This is a genomic window from Wenjunlia tyrosinilytica (genome assembly GCF_014646055.1).
GTDB lineage: Bacteria > Actinomycetota > Actinomycetes > Streptomycetales > Streptomycetaceae > Wenjunlia > Wenjunlia tyrosinilytica.
Genome location: NZ_BMMS01000016.1, coordinates 184,843 through 201,721, shown reverse-complemented (window position 1 = coordinate 201,721; position 16,879 = coordinate 184,843). Strand labels below are relative to the sequence as shown.

General features: G+C 73.5%; 13 protein-coding genes. 9 read left to right on the top strand and 4 right to left on the bottom strand.

Features of this window, described 5'->3' with window-relative positions; genetic code table 11:
- Positions 1-83 precede the first annotated feature (83 nt).
- Together IEY86_RS19720 and IEY86_RS19715 are read left to right on the top strand one after the other, a co-directional pair.
- Positions 84-428: a helix-turn-helix domain-containing protein gene (locus IEY86_RS19720; RefSeq protein WP_189133071.1), complete on the top strand. Its 345-nt coding sequence runs from the start codon at positions 84-86 to the stop codon at positions 426-428.
- 299 nt (positions 429-727) lie between these two features.
- On the top strand, positions 728-1,201 hold the full coding sequence (locus tag IEY86_RS19715; RefSeq protein ID WP_189133070.1) for a Dps family protein: 474 nt from the start codon (positions 728-730) through the stop codon (positions 1,199-1,201).
- 1,037 nt (positions 1,202-2,238) lie between these two features.
- Here the strand turns inward: IEY86_RS19715 and IEY86_RS19710 are convergent.
- From IEY86_RS19710 to IEY86_RS19700, 3 genes are all read right to left on the bottom strand, one after another.
- Complete coding sequence (locus IEY86_RS19710) at positions 2,239-3,009, bottom strand: SDR family NAD(P)-dependent oxidoreductase (RefSeq protein WP_189133069.1); 771 nt, start codon at positions 3,007-3,009, stop codon at positions 2,239-2,241.
- A 64-nt stretch (positions 3,010-3,073) separates the two neighbouring features.
- Positions 3,074-3,907 (bottom strand): DNA-formamidopyrimidine glycosylase family protein, encoded by an 834-nt coding sequence (locus tag IEY86_RS19705; protein ID WP_189133068.1) that lies wholly within the window; start codon positions 3,905-3,907, stop codon positions 3,074-3,076.
- 15 nt (positions 3,908-3,922) lie between these two features.
- Entirely contained in the window at positions 3,923-8,641 is a 4,719-nt protein-coding gene (locus IEY86_RS19700; protein ID WP_189133067.1) for an Lhr family ATP-dependent helicase, read from the bottom strand.
- 152 nt (positions 8,642-8,793) lie between these two features.
- On the opposite strand from IEY86_RS19700, the gene IEY86_RS19695 reads away from it, so the two are divergent.
- The 4 genes from IEY86_RS19695 to IEY86_RS19680 are packed head-to-tail and all read left to right on the top strand — an operon-like array spanning position 8,794 to position 12,716.
- Positions 8,794-10,578, top strand: a complete 1,785-nt coding sequence (locus IEY86_RS19695) for a S8 family peptidase (protein ID WP_189133066.1) — start codon at positions 8,794-8,796, stop codon at positions 10,576-10,578.
- A 41-nt stretch (positions 10,579-10,619) separates the two neighbouring features.
- Positions 10,620-11,474 (top strand): AraC family transcriptional regulator, encoded by an 855-nt coding sequence (locus IEY86_RS19690; RefSeq protein WP_189133065.1) that lies wholly within the window; start codon positions 10,620-10,622, stop codon positions 11,472-11,474.
- Positions 11,475-11,511: 37 nt separating this feature from the next.
- Positions 11,512-12,414, top strand: a complete 903-nt coding sequence (locus tag IEY86_RS19685) for an AzlC family ABC transporter permease (protein WP_229698593.1) — start codon at positions 11,512-11,514, stop codon at positions 12,412-12,414.
- A complete protein-coding gene (locus tag IEY86_RS19680; RefSeq protein ID WP_189133064.1) occupies positions 12,411-12,716 on the top strand; it encodes an AzlD domain-containing protein in 306 nt (101 codons plus the stop codon). Before IEY86_RS19685 ends, IEY86_RS19680 begins: the two co-directional genes overlap by 4 nt.
- Here the strand turns inward: IEY86_RS19680 and IEY86_RS19675 are convergent.
- Positions 12,688-13,662 carry a hypothetical protein gene (locus IEY86_RS19675; RefSeq protein WP_189133063.1) on the bottom strand — a complete coding sequence of 325 codons (975 nt, stop codon included), beginning with the start codon at positions 13,660-13,662 and terminating at the stop codon, positions 12,688-12,690. The genes IEY86_RS19680 and IEY86_RS19675 overlap by 29 nt on opposite strands.
- 101 nt (positions 13,663-13,763) lie before the next feature.
- Between IEY86_RS19675 and IEY86_RS19670 the strand changes: the two genes are divergently transcribed.
- The 3 genes from IEY86_RS19670 to recA all read left to right on the top strand — a co-directional run bounded on the left by IEY86_RS19670 (position 13,764) and on the right by recA (position 16,878).
- A complete protein-coding gene (locus IEY86_RS19670; protein WP_189133062.1) occupies positions 13,764-13,958 on the top strand; it encodes a DUF3046 domain-containing protein in 195 nt (64 codons plus the stop codon).
- Between the two features lie 192 nt (positions 13,959-14,150).
- Positions 14,151-15,446: an AI-2E family transporter gene (locus tag IEY86_RS19665; protein WP_229698583.1), complete on the top strand. Its 1,296-nt coding sequence runs from the start codon at positions 14,151-14,153 to the stop codon at positions 15,444-15,446.
- 238 nt (positions 15,447-15,684) lie between these two features.
- Entirely contained in the window at positions 15,685-16,878 is a 1,194-nt protein-coding gene (gene recA / locus IEY86_RS19660; protein ID WP_373287057.1) for a recombinase RecA, read from the top strand.
- Position 16,879 lies beyond the last annotated feature (1 nt).

Sequence of the window (16,879 nt, the reverse complement as noted above, 5' to 3'; positions counted from 1 at the left end):
ATTGCTCCCCGCACGCTCGAGGGCGAAGGCGGTACGGTGGGGCAAAGACGTTGCGGAACCGCGGTCCGAGGAGGGAGCCACCGATGATCCTGCTTCGTCGCCTGCTGGGTGACGTGCTGCGTCGGCAGCGCCAGCGTCAGGGCCGCACCCTGCGTGAGGTGTCGGCGTCTGCCCGCGTGTCGCTCGGTTACCTCTCCGAGGTCGAGCGCGGCCAGAAGGAGGCGTCGTCCGAGCTCCTTTCGGCGATCTGCGACGCCCTCGATGTGCGTATGTCGGAAGTCATGCGCGAGGTCAGTGACGACCTGTCCCTGGCAGAGCTGGCTCAGACCGAGCCGGTCCGTCCAGTGCTCGAGCCGGTCACATCGGTGCCCGACGACAGGGTGTCCATCGAGACCAGCAACCAGGCAGTGGATGTGGTCGCGGCCTGATCATGGGCCGCACGGCTGGCTCTACAGCGTGACAACAGAGCTTTTCGAGGTCCCGGACGGCTGAGCCGTCCGGGACCTCCGCGTTGTGCGGGACCTGTTCATGGGGCTGGGACGGGCTTCGTGGCCGCACCGCCCGAGGCCGGTGGGGCGGGGCGGGGGCTGGGGGGCCGGGGCTGGTGGGGTCGACCATCTCCCGGCCGGCGGTGGAATGGTCCGAATAGCCCGCCTGATGTGGGGCAGGGGCTGGGTGGACGGCGCACACGCGGCGCCAAGTGTTCGACCGCCAAGGAGGAGACAGTATGACTGTGGTGAAGAGCGCCCTGTCCGAAGACGCGCGCAAGGTCACCGGAGACGCCCTCCAAGGGGCGCTGGTCGATCTTCTGGACCTCTCGCTCGTGGCGAAGCAGGCGCACTGGAACCTCGTGGGGCCGCGATTCCGCTCGATCCACCTCCAGCTCGACGAGGTCGTCGCGACTGCCCGCACCTACTCGGACACCGTCGCCGAGCGTGCGGCCGCCCTCGGTGTGCCCCCGGACGGGCGTGCGGAGACCGTGGCCAAGACCAGTGGGCTGCCGTCGGCGGCGAACGGATGGATCAAGGACAAGGAAGCGATCAAGTACGTGATCGAGGCCTTCGCGGCGATCATCGGGCGGATGCGGGAGCGCATCGAGGCCACGGAGAAGCCCGACCCGGTCACCCAGGACATCTTCATCGGCCTGACGGCCGAGCTCGAGAAGGCGGCCTGGATGTTCCAGGCCGAGAACCACGCCTGAGGTCAGAAGCCCGCACATCCGCCGACCGCCGACCGCCGGCCGCCGGCGCCGAAGCGGCGCCCGCCCGGCCCGACGACGCGGACGCAGCGAACGCAGCGAACGCGGCCGTCCCCGGACCGAGTGGTCCGGGGACGGCCGCGGCCCTGTGGGGAGAGGCCGGTCGCGTTGCACCCGGATTCCTCGCGGGGCGGCGCTCACGGCAGGGATGCGCGGCTCGGCGCAAACCGTGCCAGGCACTGGCCACCGGCGCGGGGCCCTTGCCCCTTGCTTCTTGCCCCTTGCCTCTCCCTTCTCCACCCGCACGGTCCGGTCCCGCGGGGGCCGGTCCGCTGCTCCCACCGGGTGATAGTCGCGGCCGGATCGGGGAGGGAAGGGCTAGTGATCAACGCGCCGGGGAACTCTTCGGCGACCTCGGGGGTGTGCCGCGCCAACCGTCGAAGGAGGCGGCCATGCGAGGACTGCCGTGCTCCCGGGCTCCGCGAAGGCGGGGACTGCCGGGGGCCCGGGAACTGCTCATACGGGTGGCCGTGGCCATACCTGCGGTGGTGTGGTGGGGCGCCCTGCTGAGGCTTCTCATACGCCCCGAGGACAGCGGGCCGCTGGTGTCCGCCGTGGCGACGGCGGGCTGGAGCCTCGGCGTCATACCCGTCCACTGCACACTGAAGCGCAGGCCGCTGAGGCGGCGGGGCGCTCGGGGCGGCAATGGGGCGCAGGCGGGGGCAGCCGTGGCGGAAGCCGGGGGAGACATCGTCGGGGCCGGGAGAGCCGGGAGAGCCGGGGCAGTCGCCTTGGAAGTCGAGGGAGCCGGCAGCGGTCATGGCCGACCGCCCGGCCATCGCCGTTGGTGTCGCTTGTGATCTTTCGCGCCGTAGCGCGCGGACCCGGGCAACCGCACCGGAGCGAGACCGCCGCAACAGCGCAACCACCCGTATCTCGACGTGTAGGGACGCGCCGGGTCCCCGCTGGGCAGCGTGCCCTGGGTTCCGCCCCCCTTTCGTCGGCCGCCGCCCTGGTTCTTCGCGCGGCAGCGCGTGCCGCTACCAGGGCATGGCGACGCCGCCGTTGGGGCGCAGTATCTGGCCGGTGGTGAAGGACGAGGCGTCGCAGGCGAGGTAGAGCACGGCCGAGGCGATGTCGTCGGGCTCACCGACCCGGCCGAGCGGAGCCATCCGCCGCATCACCTCCTCGAAGGAGTTCTCCGGATCGTCGTCGTGGCGGGTCATCGCGGTCCTGACCCATCCCGGGGCCACAGCGTTCACCCGCACCCCGCTGCCGCCGAGCTCGGTGGCGAGCGTCCTCGTCAGCTGGACCACGGCGGCCTTGGCGACGCTGTAGCAGAGCAGCCCCGCGGTGCCGCTGTCGATGGCGCCCGAGGCCATGTTCACGATGCTGCCGAAGCCCTGCCCGGCCATGACGCGGCCGGCCTCCTGGCAGCCGTGGAGGACGCCTTTGAAGTTGACGGCGAGCACCCGGTCGAGGTCGGCGTCGCGGGTGTCCAGGACACGGCTGCGGTGCATGACCCCGGCGATATTGGCGGCGATGTCGAGTCGGCCGTGCACCTCGACGGTCCTGGCGACGGCGTCGGCCACCTGGGCACGATCGGCCACGTCCACCAGGACCGGCTCGGCCGCCCCGCCCCCGGCCGTGATCTCCTCGGCCGTGGCCTTGGCTCCCTCGCCGTCGATGTCGGCGCATGTGACGGCCGCGCCCGCTACCGCCAGGAGCACGGCGGTGGCCCGGCCGATGCCGTCGGCGGCACCGGTGACCAGGGCGGAGCGGCCGGTGAGGTCGAATGCCTGAAGGGGCATGGCCGTGAGGGTAGGCCTGAGCTGACGGACCGTCAATAACGCTTCCGTGGGCGGGGCGGAGCCGTCAGTAGCGGTTGTTCGGGGTGGGTGTCAGGCGGGTCGGCTCGGGCGCCGGGCCGCTCTGGCAGCGGGGGCACCAGAAGGTGATCCGGGCATCGGCGTGCTCACCCTGGTCGGCGCCGAGGATCCGGGTGCCGCAGCGGCGGCAGGGGCGTCCCGCGCGGCCGTAGACCCAGTTGCGGCGGCCCGGCCGGGTGTCGCCGGTGGTCACATGGCCGACACGGGACCGGTTCGCCTCCAGCAGCCGCTGGGCGAGCACGATCACGCGCTCCAGCCCCGGGACCTCGCCGACGGATGTCCACGGGGTGACTCCGCGAAGGAAGCACAGCTCGGACTTGTACACATTGCCGACCCCGGCGAGATTCCGCTGGTCGAGAAGGGCCTCGCCCATCGTGCGGCCCGGGTCGCACAGGAGTCGGCGCAGCGCCTCGGCCGGATCCCAGTCGGGGCCGAGAAGATCGGGGCCCAGATGGCCGACGGTGTCCTCCTCCTCGTCGGTGCGCAGCAAGTCCAGCACCGGGAGCCGGTAGCCCACGGCGGTCCGCTCGTCGTTCCCGAGGACGGCGCGGATCTGCCACTGGGGGCCGCCCTGCCACCGCTGCCCGCCGGAGTAGACATGCCACGAGCCGTCCATCCGCAGATGGGAGTGCAGCGTCAGGCCGCCCTCGACCCGGGCCAGCAGATGCTTCCCGCGCGAGACCACTTCCTCGACGCGCCGACCGGCGAGCTCCACGGTGGCCAGCTTGGGCACACGAAGGTCGGCCGTGGTCAGCGCCCGACCCGCCAAGGCCTCGTGCAGACGCCGTGCGGTCAGCCAGATCGTGTCGCCCTCGGGCATGCCTGTCCCGTCCCCTCACACCCTCAGCCGCAGGCCGCGAGGGGTCGGGTGGAACCCCGCGGCCTCCAGGGCATGGCCGAGCGGCGAGGTGAGCGCCGACTCCCCGTTGGCCCGCTCCACGGTGATCTTCCCCAGGGCGCCCTCGCGGACGGCCAGGGCGAGGGCGTCGACCGCCGCCTGAAGCCGCTCGGGCGTGGTCTCCCAGGCTATGAGCGATTTGCCGCCCCGCTCGACGTAGAGGATCAGCTCGCCGTCGACGAGGACGACCAGCGCGCCCGCCTTGCGGCCCGGCTTGTGCCCCGCGCCGTTCGGCGGCTCCGGCCAGGGCAGGGCAGCGCCATAGGCGTTGGCCGGGTCGGCCGCGGCGATGACCAGGGCGCCCTGCCGGTTCTTCCCCGCCGATGCCTCGGGTGCCCGCTCGCGTGCGGTGCTGACCGCCCTCAGCCGGTCCACCGCCCCGTCCGTCGCGAACTGGGCCGCTCCCAGCCCCTCCACGACATAGCCGCGCCTGGCCCGTCCGGTGTCCTCGAAGGCCGACAGCACCCGGTAGGCGGCGGAGAAGCCGCCCTGGACGCCCTCGGCCGCGACCGCGCCCCTGGTGACCACGCCGTGCCGGTCGAGCAGGGACTGGGCGAGGGCATGCGCCCGATGGGTGGGGTCGGTGATCCGCCCCTCCTGCCCGCCACCGGGCAGCACGGGCCCGGCCAGCAGCGACCAGCGCCCCGCCGTGGTGGGCGGCCCGGTCCGTGAGGCCGTCACCCGCGGCAGGCCGCCGCGGGTGAGCCCGCCGTACCGCCCGCGAGGCACCGAGCGCGGCGCCCGGTGGGCCGTGGAGCCCGCCGTGCGGCCGGAGCCGAGCAGCGAACGCAGCGGGGCCAGGGTGTCGTTCGTCAGGTGTCCCGCCCAGACGAGCTCCCACAGGGCGGCCGCCAGCGTCGGGTCGTCCACGCTCTCGCCGCTCGCCGCGGCCCGGTCCGCCAGCTGCCGGAAGAAGAGGCCGTATCCACCGGACAGGGCCTCCAGCAGGGCCCGGTGGACAGCGGAGAGCTCCAGCGGCTGCGCCTCGGGCAGTAGAAGGGGCGCGGTGTCGGCCGGATACAGCGACACCCAGCCGTCCTTGCCCGGCAGCGCGCCCGCTCCCGCCCAGACCACCTCGCCCGCCGCGGTGAGCTCGTCGAGCATCGAGGGGCGGTAGCCGGACACCCGGGAGGGCAGCACCAGCTTCTCCAGCGCCGAGGCGGGCACGGCCGCCCCCTGGAGCTGCTCGACCGCCCGCATCAATCCGTCGATCCCGCGCAGGCTGTGGGTGCCCATGTGCTGCCACTGCGGCAGGAAGGAGGCCAGCGCCGTGGGCGGCACGGGCTCCACCTCCTGCCGCAGCGCGGCCAGCGAACGCCGCCGCAGTCGGCGCAGCACTTCTGAGTCGCACCACTCATGGCCGACCCCGCCGGGCCGGAACTCGCCCTGCACCACCCGCCCGCCCGCCGCCAGGCGCTGGAGCGCCCCGGTGACCACGGCCGTGCCGAGGCCGAAGCGGGCCGCGGCCTCGGGCGCCGCGAACGGGCCATGGGTGCGGGCGTGGCGTGCCAGCAGATCGCCCAGCGGGTCCTTGACCGGCTCGGTGAACGCCTCGGGAACGCCCACGGGCAGGGCGGTGCCCAGCGCGTCCCGCAGCCGCCCGGCGTCCTCGATCGCGGCCCACCGCTCCTCGCCCGCGATCCGCACCCGGATGGCGCGGCGGGCCCGGCTCAGCTCCTCGGCCCACGCGGGCTCTCCACCGCGCTCCGCCATCTCCAGCGGGGTGAGCGGGCCGAGCATGCGCAGCAGGTCGGCAACACCTTCGACGTCCTTGGCCTTGCGCTCGTCGGTGAGCCGCTGGAGCTCGCGTTCCAGCTCGGTGAGCACATCGGCGTCCAGCAGCTCACGCAGCTCCGCCTGGCCCAGCAGCTCGGCCAGCAGCCTGGAGTCGAGCGAGAGCGCCTGCGCCCGCCGCTCGGCCAGGGGGGAGTCGCCCTCGTAGAGGAACTGCGCGACATATCCGAACAGGAGTGACCTGGCGAACGGCGACGGCTCGGGCGTCGTCACCTCGACCAGCCGGACCTTGCGCGATTCGATGTCGCCCATCAGCTCGGCCAGCCCCGGCACGTCGAAGACGTCCTGAAGGCACTCGCGCACGGCCTCCAGCACGATGGGGAAGGAGCCGAACTCCGAGGCCACCTGGAGCAGTTGCGACGCCCGCTGCCGCTGCTGCCACAGCGGGGTTCGCCTGCCGGGATTCCGGCGCGGCAGCAGCAGCGCCCTGGCCGCGCACTCGCGGAACCGCGCCGCGAACAGGGCCGAGCCGCCGACCTGGTCGGTCACCAGCTGCTCGACCTCGCCGGCCTCGAACGCCACCGCGTCCGCGCCGACCGGGGGAGTGTCCGGATCGATCTCCTCGTGCGCCACCGCCTGCCCGGGCACGGGCGGCGGCGAGTCCAGGAAGTCCAGCCCCATCAGATCCGCGTCCGGAAGGCGCAGCACGATCCCGTCGTCGGCGTGCATGACCTGGGCGTCCATGCCGTAGCGCTCGCTGAGGCGGGCACCGAGGGCCAGCGCCCACGGCGCGTGCACCTGGGCGCCGAACGGGGAGTGGATCACCACCCGCCAGTCGCCCAGCTCGTCCCGGAAGCGCTCGACCACGATCGTACGGTCGTCCGGCACATGCCCGCAGGCCCGGTGCTGCTCGTCGAGATACGCCAGGACGTTGTCCGCCGCCCACTCGTCGAGACCCGCCCGCGACAGCCGCTCACGGGCGGACTCGGGCGCAATCCGCCCGATCTCGCGCAGGAAGGCGCCCACCGCGCGGCCGAGCTCCAGCGGGCGGCCGAGCTGGTCGCCCTTCCAGAACGGCAGCCTTCCGGGGACGCCGGGCGCCGGGCTGACCAGCACGCGGTCCCGGGTGATGTCCTCGATCCGCCACGAGGTCGTGCCGAGGGTGAACACATCGCCGACCCGCGACTCGTAGACCATCTCCTCGTCGAGCTCGCCGACCCGGCCGCCGCCCTTCTTCGGGTCGGCGCCGGCCAGGAACACGCCGAACAGGCCGCGGTCGGGAATCGTGCCGCCCGAGGTGACGGCGAGCCGCTGCGCCCCCGGGCGCCCGTTCACCGTGCCCGCCACGCGGTCCCACACCACTCGGGGCCGCAGCTCCGCGAAGGCGTCCGACGGATACCGCCCGGCGAGCATGTCCAGGACCGCCTCGAACGCCGACTGCGGCAGCGAGGCGAAGGGAGCCGCCCGGCGCACCAGCGCCAGCATCTCCTCCACGTCCCAGGAATCCATCGCGGTCATCGCCACGATCTGCTGGGCGAGCACGTCCAGCGGATTGCTGGGCACCCGGAGGGCCTCGATACCGCCGGAGCGCATCCGCTCGGTGACCACGGCGGCCTGGACGAGATCGCCCCGGTACTTGGGGAAGACCACGCCCGTGGAAACGGCCCCCACCTGGTGGCCCGCGCGCCCGACCCGCTGCAGCCCGGAGGCCACCGACGGCGGCGACTCCACCTGCACCACCAGGTCCACCGCGCCCATGTCGATGCCCAGCTCCAGGCTGGAGGTGGCCACCACGGCGGGCAGCCGACCCGCCTTGAGGTCCTCCTCGACCAGCGCGCGCTGCTCCTTCGACACCGATCCGTGGTGGGCGCGGGCGAGCAGCGGCGGCGCCCCCTTGGCGGCGCCCGCCTCGGCCATGATCTGAGCCGGTGAGTGCGCCTCCGGCAGCGGCTCCCCGGTGGCGCGCTCGTAGGAGATCTCATTGAGCCTGTTGCACAGCCGCTCGGCGAGGCGGCGGCTGTTGGCGAAGACGATGGTCGAGCGGTGCGCCTGCACCAGATCGGCGATGCGCTCCTCCACATGAGGCCAGATCGAGGCCTGCTGCTCCGGCCCGGCCGCGGCGCCGCTGTGCTCCGAGGCGGGTGAGCCGCCGAGCTCTCCCATGTCCTGGACCGGCACGACCACCGAGAGGTCGAACTCCTTGCCCGACGGCGGCTGGACCACGCTCACCTTGCGCTGCGGCGACAGGAAGCGGGCCACCTCGTCCACCGGCCGGACGGTCGCGGACAGCCCGATCCGGCGCGCGGGCCGGTCCAGCAGCTGGTCGAGCCGCTCGAGGGTCAGCGCCAGGTGCGCCCCCCGCTTGGTGCCCGCCACCGCGTGCACCTCGTCGAGGATCACGGTCTCGACACCGCTGAGCGCCTCGCGCGCCGACGAGGTGAGCATGAGGAAGAGGGACTCGGGGGTGGTGATGAGGATGTCCGGCGGCTTGGTGGCCAGCGCGCGCCGCTCGGCGGCCGGGGTGTCGCCGGACCTGATGCCGACCCGCACCTCCGGCTCGGGCCGGCCGACGCGGACGGCGGCGTGCTTGATGCCGGTGAGCGGGCTGCGCAGATTCCGCTCGACATCGACGGCGAGGGCCTTGAGCGGGGAGACGTAGAGCACCCGGCACCGCTTGCGGGCCTCGGCGGGCGGAGGCGTCGACGTCAGCTGGTCGAGCGCGGCCAGGAACGCGGCGAGCGTCTTCCCGGAGCCCGTGGGAGCGACCACCAGCACGTCGCAGTCCTCGCCGATGGCCTTCCAGGCCCCCGCCTGCGCGGCCGTGGGCGCGTGGAAGGCCCCCGCGAACCACTCACGCGTGGCGGGGGAGAACGCGGCCAGGGCTTCGGACGCGGTCGGCTCGGACGAGGGCTGGTGCGCCATGTCTCCATCCTGCCTGGCACCACTGACAAACGGGTGCGGCCTCCGGTTCGGGCCCGGGCGGACCAATACATCCGGGCATTTCATTGCACTTACGCATAAGGTGACTGCGGAGAGTGATCGGATGATCGCACACAACGACCGCGGGAGGTGCGGTGGACCGGACGCGGACGGGCCCCCGAGCGCCCGCGGTGCGCAATCTGGCGCTGTGCGCACTCCTCCTGTCCGCCCTGGGCGGCGGTGTCACGGACTCCGCCCCCCGCCGCACGTATCTCAGCTATGTCGTGGTGGCCGCACGGCCGGACGCCGTGGGCGCGGCGACCGCGGCGGCGGCCGTGCGCGCGGCAGGCGGTGTCACCGGCCCCGTCCACCCGCGCATCGGCGTCGTCGTCGCCTACTCCACCGACCGGCGCTTCGCCGCGCGAGTGCGCCGGACCCCCGGCATCGGCGCCGCCGGAGCCACCCGCACCGCCCCGTTCCCGGTGCCCCCGGTGTCTCCCCCCGGCGGCCCGGTGCCGCTGCCCATGGCCGGAGCGGGGAAGGACGGCGCCCCGGCGCCCGCCCCGCGCGCCTCCGCGCCCCGGGCACGCGGCGGCCCGCCCGTCGACGTACCGCCGATCGTCCCCGACCCGCGCGAGCAGCCCTCCTGGAACCTTTCCATGATCGGCGGTGACCGGTCCGTTGACGCAGCCGGACCCGAGGCCCTGCGCCGCACCGTCGTCGCCGTCCTCGACTCGGGTGTCGACGACACCCATCCCGACCTGCGGGCGGCCGTCGACCCGGCCCGCTCGGCCTCGTGCGCTTCCGGCCACGCCGACCCCTCTCCCGGAGCGTGGCGGCCGCTGTCGTTCCTGCCCGACAACGGCCACGGCACCCACATCGCCGGCACCATCGCCGCCACCCGCGACGGCCACGGCATCACGGGCATCGCCACGGGCGCGCGGATCGCGGCGGTGCGGCTGCTGGACACGGCGGGCCAGTACTACGCGGAGAACATCGTCTGCGGCTTCATGTGGGCCGCCGACCACGGCGCCCGGGTGATCAACAACAGCTACTTCTCCGACCCCTGGAAGTACAACTGCCCCGGCGACCGCGACCAGGCCGCCGTCACCAGCGCCGTGGCCCGCGCCGTCTCCTACGCCCAGCGGCGCGGCGCCCTGGTGGTCGCCTCCGCGGGCAACGACGGCCAGGACCTCGACGCATCCCGGGTCGACCGCCGCAGCCCCAACGACCACGCGGCGGGCGCCAAGCCGCCCACGCGCCACCTCGGCGCGGACTGCATCCGCCTGCCGGGGGAACTCCCCGGCGTCGTCGGCGTCACCGCCGTCGACCGCAGCGGGGCACTGGCCGCCTACTCCAACTACGGCGCCGGACGCGGCTGGCTGGCCGCCCCCGGCGGCGACCCCGACGCGGGCCCCGAGGGACAGATCGTCTCGACCTGGCCGGGCGGCCGCTACGCCGCGCTCTCCGGCACCTCGATGGCCGCCGCCCACGTCAGCGCCGCCGCCGCGGTGGAGGCTGCGGACCACCCCGGTGCGAACGCCGACCTGCTGCACACCCTGCTCACCCGCGCCGCCGTCCCCCGCGACTGCCCCTCGGCCGTGGGCAGGGGCGGCGGCTGCCCGGGCGACGCGTACTACGGTCGCGGTCTGCTGGCCCTGCCCGCCCCGGAGACGGGCACGGAGTCGGGCACGGCCACGGAGACCGCTACGGAGTCGGGCACGGTCACTGGCACGGAGTCGGGCGCGGAGGCCGCTACGGAGACGGACACGGGCACGGGCACCGGCACGGGCACGGAGTCGGACACGACTGGAACGGAGTCGGGCACGGCCACGGGCACAGAGTCCGGCACGGTCACGGGCGCGGAGACGGGCACTGGCGCGGAGACCGGCACGGGCACGCGCACGGAGACGGGCACGCGCACCGGCACGGCGGGCTGAGCGCTCCGGACCCAGGAGCACCGGGACGGCAGAATGGGGGGATGGGAGCGGGGGAGAGCGCACACTACTGGCAGCATCCCGGGGTGCCCGGGGTGGACCTGCTGCGGGCGCGGTTCGTCCGGCACGCGTTCACCCGGCACACCCATGACACCTATGTGATCGCGGCCGTCACCCGGGGCGTCGAGGAGTTCCACTACCGGGGCACGGTCGAGCGCGCGGGACCGGGCACGGTGGCGATGGTCAACCCCGACGGCCCGCACACCGGCCACGCCGGGGTCCCCGAGGGCTGGAGCTACCACGTGCTGTACCCGGCCGTGGACGTCGTCGGGCGGATAGCCGAGGAGGTCTCCTCCGCGCGCGGCACCCCCTCCTTCCGTGACGCCGTGGTGGCCGACCCCCGCAACGCCGCACTGGTCACCGCCGTGCACCGCGCCGCCGAACGGGACGACGCCCTCGCCGCCGACAGCCTGCTGCGCATCGTCGTCGCCCGGCTCCTGCGCACCCACGCCGAACCCCTGCCCGCCCGGCCCACACCGGGCGCCGGGGCCCGCGCCGCCGCCCGGGCCCGCGAGATCCTCGAGGAGCGCATGGCGGACCCGCCCAGCCTGGAACAGCTCGCCGCGGAGGTGGGCACGGCCCCGTTCTCCCTTCTGAGGGCGTTCCGCGACGCGTACGGGCTGCCGCCGCACGCCTGGCTGACCGGCGCCAGGGTGCGCCGGACCCGCGCTCTGCTGGACGCGGGCATCACCCCCGCGCAGGCCGCCGCCGAGGTCGGCTTCCACGACCAGCCGCACCTGAACCGGCACTTCACCCGCATCGTCGGCGTCCCCCCGGGGATCTACCGGCAGGGGCGCAAGAACGTACAAGACCTCTCCGAAGAGCCTCGCCTACGGTGAGGACGTGACCCCTCCATCGGCCCAGGACCCTTCCCGCCTGCCTCCTTCCCACGTCGCCGACGACGGCAGCCGCGCCGTCGTCCGCGACGCGCTCGGTGTCGGCATCGCCGTGGGCGCCTCGGGCTTCGCGTTCGGCGTGACGGCGGTCGGCGCGGGACTCGGCCCCGCCCAGGCGTGCGCGATGAGCCTGCTCGTCTTCACCGGCGCCTCCCAGTTCGCCCTCGTCGGCGCGCTCGGCTCGGGCGGCAACCCGCTCGCCGCCGTCGCCGGGGCATTCTTCCTCGGCGTCCGCAACGCCTTCTACGGGCTGCGCCTGTCCGAACTGCTGGGACTGCCCCGCTGGGTCCGGCCGCTCGCCGCCCAGATGGTCATCGACGAGACCACCGCCGTGGCGCTGCCGCAGCCGGACCGGCGCCGCGCCCGCATCGGATTCCTCGTCACCGGGCTGACCCTGTACGTGCTGTGGAACCTCACCACCCTGCTCGGCGCCCTCGGTGCGGGGGCCCTGGGCGACCCCAGGAGGCTCGGTCTCGACGCCGCCGGTCCCGCGGTGTTCCTCGCCCTGCTCGCGCCGATGCTGCACGGCACCCGTGAACGGCTGGTCGCGGGCTCCGCGGTCGTCATCGGCCTCGGCCTTCTCCCGGTGCTGCCCGCCGGCGTGCCGGTCCTGGCCGCGGGGCTGGCCGCGCCCATCGTCCTCGCCCTGTACGGGCTGCGGGGCCGCGGTGCGCGGGCCGACGGGGCGCCGGTCCGCGACGCACAGGATGAGCGGGGCGGCCAGGAGAAGCCGGAGGCACGCGAGAACGCCCGCGAGAAGCCGGACGCACGGGAGAACGCACCTGATGGGCCGGACGCACGGGAGAACGTACCCGATGGGCCGGACGCACGGGAGAACGCACCCGATGGGCCGGACGCACGGGAGAAGGAGGCCCACCGATGACCACCTGGCTCGCCATCCTCGGCACTGCCCTGAGCTGCTACCTGGTCAAGCTACTCGGCCTCTCGGTCCCCGCCGGGGTGCTGGAGCGGCCGCTGGTGCGCCGGCTCGCCGCCCTGGTGCCGATCGCCCTGCTCGCGGCGCTCACCGGCATCCAGACGTTCGGCGACGGCCGGGCGCTGACCCTCGACGCCCGTGCCGCCGGAGTCGCGGCCGCCGCCGCGGCCCTGCTCCTGCGGGCGCCCTTCCTCGTCGTCGTGGCGGCCGCCGTGGTGGTCACCGCCCTGGTGCGCGCTCTGGGCTGAGACCGGGCTCGCGCCCGTACGCCCGCAGGGTGCGCAGCGCCTCGATCGTCACTATCGGCCGCCACTCCAGACGGGTGCCCGGAGCCCACTCCCGCCAGCGGATCGGCCAACCGCCGTCGTCCTCCTGGGCGGCGGCGAGCGCGTCGAGGGCCCGTTCCATCTCCGCGTCCGAGAACCACCGCCGGGCGAGCGAGTCGGGAGTGCGGGCGTAGTCGTACGCGAAGTGGTGCTCGCCCGGCGCATAGCCGGGAGAGACGGGCAGCACCGAGGCACGGCGGGGCTCGAGCACGACCAGCTGGCGCTCGCGCACGATCCTGCCCAGGCGGGCGGCGGCGCGCTCGGCACGGGCCCGGTCCGGGACCCCGTCGAGGAACGCCACCGCCGCCTCGGCCTCGTACGGGTGCGTGCGGTCGAGCGACTCCACGGCCCGCCAGCAGAACTCGGTGGCGCGGAACAGCCACGCGTGCCACACCTCGTTGCGGTGCAGGGTGCCCACGACTGCCCCGGTGGCCAGCAGTTCGCTCGGCGGGTCGTCGGGCACCCGCAGATAGGGCGGGTGCGGGTAGTCGCGCAAGGAGGGCAGGACGGCGGGCAGCGCGCCGTCGTGGTTGGTGACCGTGGTCAGCCACCGGCAGATCCGTTCCGCGTGCTGCCCGCCGCACAGCCCCAGCTCGTCCAGCAGGCGCAGCGCCGTCATCGTGGGCAGCGGCTGGCTGGACGGACCGCGCACATCGGGTTCGAGGGCGTGCCCGTACCCGCCGTCCTCGTTGGCATAGGCGGACAGCGCGGTCTCCACGGGGCCGGGGTCCGCGCCGCGGAAGAGATGGGCGAATCGTCTCTGCTCCAGGACACGGCCCGTCAGCCAGATGAAGCGTTCGGCACGGGAGAGGGGGTCGGCGGAAGGGGCGGCGAGTGGGTCCGCCGCGGCAGTGGGGGATTCAGCCATACCGGGCACAGTAGGCGCGGCGGGCCGCCCGCGGCGCGGTCCCGGCGGCACTGCACCCGGCCGTGGGAACGCTCGCCCGCCGAGGCGGGATACTGGAGCGCATGAGGTTGACGGAGTTCTGGCGGCGGATGCGCGCTCACTTCGGGGAGGCGTACGCCGACTCGTTCGCCCGCGACCATGTCATGTCCCAGCTCGGCGGGCGCACCGTGATGGAGGCGCTCGACGCGGGGTGGGACGCGAAGGATGTCTGGCGCGCGGTGTGCGCGGCCATGGACGTGCCCGCGTCGAAGCGCTGAATGAAAGCTGTCGCACGGAAGCGCTGAACGAAAGCTGTCGCACGGAAGCTCTCGTCAAGGAAGCCGCCTGCTCGACGGGTGCGCCGAACGGCGTGGCTCGACGGCGGTGTTGGGCGGCAACGGCGCCCGGCCGTGCCGGACGGGTGGCGCCAGGGGTTAGCCGCGGCGCACGCGGTAGGCCAGACTGACCGCGTGCCGAGCAGTGATCAGATACCGCAGACGTCGGGCGAGCCATCGGACGGGACACCGGGTGGCGACGCCGAGGGAGACGCCGCCGACGGCGAGGCCGCCGAGGGAGACACCGCCGAGGGAGACACCGCCGGTCGCGACGGCGACCGCGACGGTTCTCCCGGCCGTGGCGGTGAACGCGACCGCGACCGGATGCCGCGGTGGCTTCCGCGCGCCATGCTCCTGGCGTTCGCGCTGTTCGGCGCGTTCCGCTTCGTCAGCTGGGCCTTCCATCAACTGCTGGGCCTGCTGATGTCGGTGCTGATCGCGTTCTTCCTGGCGCTCGCGGTGGAGCCGGCGGTGGACCGCATGGCCGCGCGCGGGATGCGCCGGGGACTGGCGACGGGCGTTGTCTTCCTCGGCCTGCTGCTGTTCGCCGCGGGGTTCACCGCCGCGCTCGGCTCCTTGCTGATCGACCAGATCCGCACGATGGTGGAGAACCTGCCCGACTACATCAACTCCGTGATCCTGTGGATCAACAGCACCTTCGACCAGAAGCTGTCCCCGGGCAAGGTGCAGGAGAACGTCCTGCACTCGAGCTGGCTGCGCAGGTATCTGCAGGAGGGCGCCTTCAGTGTGTGGGGGCTGTCCGCCACCGTGCTCAGCGCGGTGTTCAAGGGGCTGACCATCACCTTGTTCGCCTACTACTTCGCCGCCGAGGGGCCGAGGCTGCGCCGGGCGGTGTGCTCGGTCCTGCCCCCTGCACGCCAGGCCGAGGTGCTGCGGGCGTGGGAGATCGCCGTCGCCAAGACCGGCGGATACCTCTACTCGCGCGCGCTCATGGCGATCGTCTCGGCGGTCGCCCACTACATCCTCTTCGAGTTCGTGGGGGTCCCCTACGCGCCCGCGCTGGCGGTCTGGGTGGGCCTGGTCTCGCAGTTCATCCCCACGGTGGGCACCTACATGGCCGGGGCGCTGCCCATGCTGCTGGCGTTCACCGTCGATCCGTGGGACGCGCTGTGGGTGCTCGTCTTCGTGGTGATCTACCAGCAGTTCGAGAACTACCTGCTCCAGCCCCGCATCACGGCGAGGACCGTGGACATCCACCCGGCGGTCGCGTTCGGCTCCGTGATCGCCGGAACGGCGCTGATGGGCGCGGTCGGCGCGCTCATCGCCATCCCGGCGACGGCGACCCTCCAGAGCTTCTTGGGCGCGTACATCAAACGTTACGAAGTGACGGATCCTCGGGCCCAGCAGCGGATCCGGCGGCGGTCGGGCGCCTCGGCGGCGGCCGTGGTGCGCCGGATGTTCCGCCGCTGACTCTTCCCGCCGCCGGCCGTCGCCGCTGTCTGTTCGGCCGGTGACCGTTTCGCCGCTGCCTGTCCGGCCGCTGTCCGTTCCGCCGTTGCTTGTTCTGCCGTCGCTTTGTTCTGCCGCTGACCTGGCATTTCCCCTTCCGGTCCAGGGCACGGTGCGCCCCGGACCGACAATCGAACATCCATTCCCATAGGATGGTGGGCGGTGAGTTGTCCACAGGTCGGGTACGAGCCGGGGCGCGATGTCAGTGGGACCGGCTAGCGTCGTGGACGTGAAGCGCTCGACACAGACCCCCAGGGTGGAACCGATGGCAGGAACCGACCGCGAGAAGGCGCTGGACGCCGCGCTCGCACAGATTGAACGGCAGTTCGGCAAGGGTGCCGTCATGCGCCTCGGAGACGGCGCGCGCGAGCCGGTGGAGGTCATCCCGACGGGGTCGACCGCCCTCGACGTCGCCCTCGGCATCGGCGGGCTCCCGCGCGGCCGGGTCGTCGAGATCTACGGTCCGGAGTCCTCCGGCAAGACGACCATGACCCTGCACGCGGTGGCGAACGCGCAGAAGATGGGCGGCGCGGTGGCGTTCGTGGACGCCGAGCACGCGCTCGACCCGGAGTACGCCAAGAAGCTCGGAGTCGACACCGACTCGCTCATCATCTCCCAGCCGGACACGGGTGAGCAGGCGCTCGAGATCGTCGACATGCTCGTGCGCTCCGGCGCGCTCGACCTCATCGTCATCGACTCCGTGGCCGCGCTGGTGCCGCGGGCGGAGATCGAGGGCGAGATGGGCGACTCCCACGTCGGCCTCCAGGCCCGCCTGATGAGCCAGGCCCTGCGCAAGATCGCCGGCGCGCTGAACCAGTCGAAGACCACCGCGATCTTCATCAACCAGCTCCGCGAGAAGATCGGCGTGATGTTCGGCTCGCCCGAGACCACGACCGGTGGCCGCGCGCTGAAGTTCTACGCCTCCGTGCGTCTGGACATCCGCCGCATCGAGACCCTCAAGGACGGCACCGAGGCCGTCGGCAACCGCACGCGCGTCAAGGTCGTCAAGAACAAGATGGCCCCGCCCTTCAAGCAGGCCGAGTTCGACATCCTCTACGGCCACGGCATCAGCCGCGAGGGCGGCCTGATCGACATGGGCGTGGAGCACGGCTTCATCCGCAAGTCGGGCGCCTGGTACACGTACGAGGGCGACCAGCTCGGCCAGGGCAAGGAGAACGCCCGTAACTTCCTTCGGGACAACCCCGACCTCGCCGACGAGGTCGAGAAGCGGATCAAGGAGAAGCTGGGCATCGGCCCGAAGCTCGACGCCCCGGCGGCCGCGGCCGAGCCCGCCGCCAAGGCGGCAGAGGAGCCCGCGGCCCCGGCGAAGGCCGTCGCTGCCACGGCCAAGGGCGCGAAGGCGGCGAAGGCGACCGCGACCGTCAAGAGCTGAG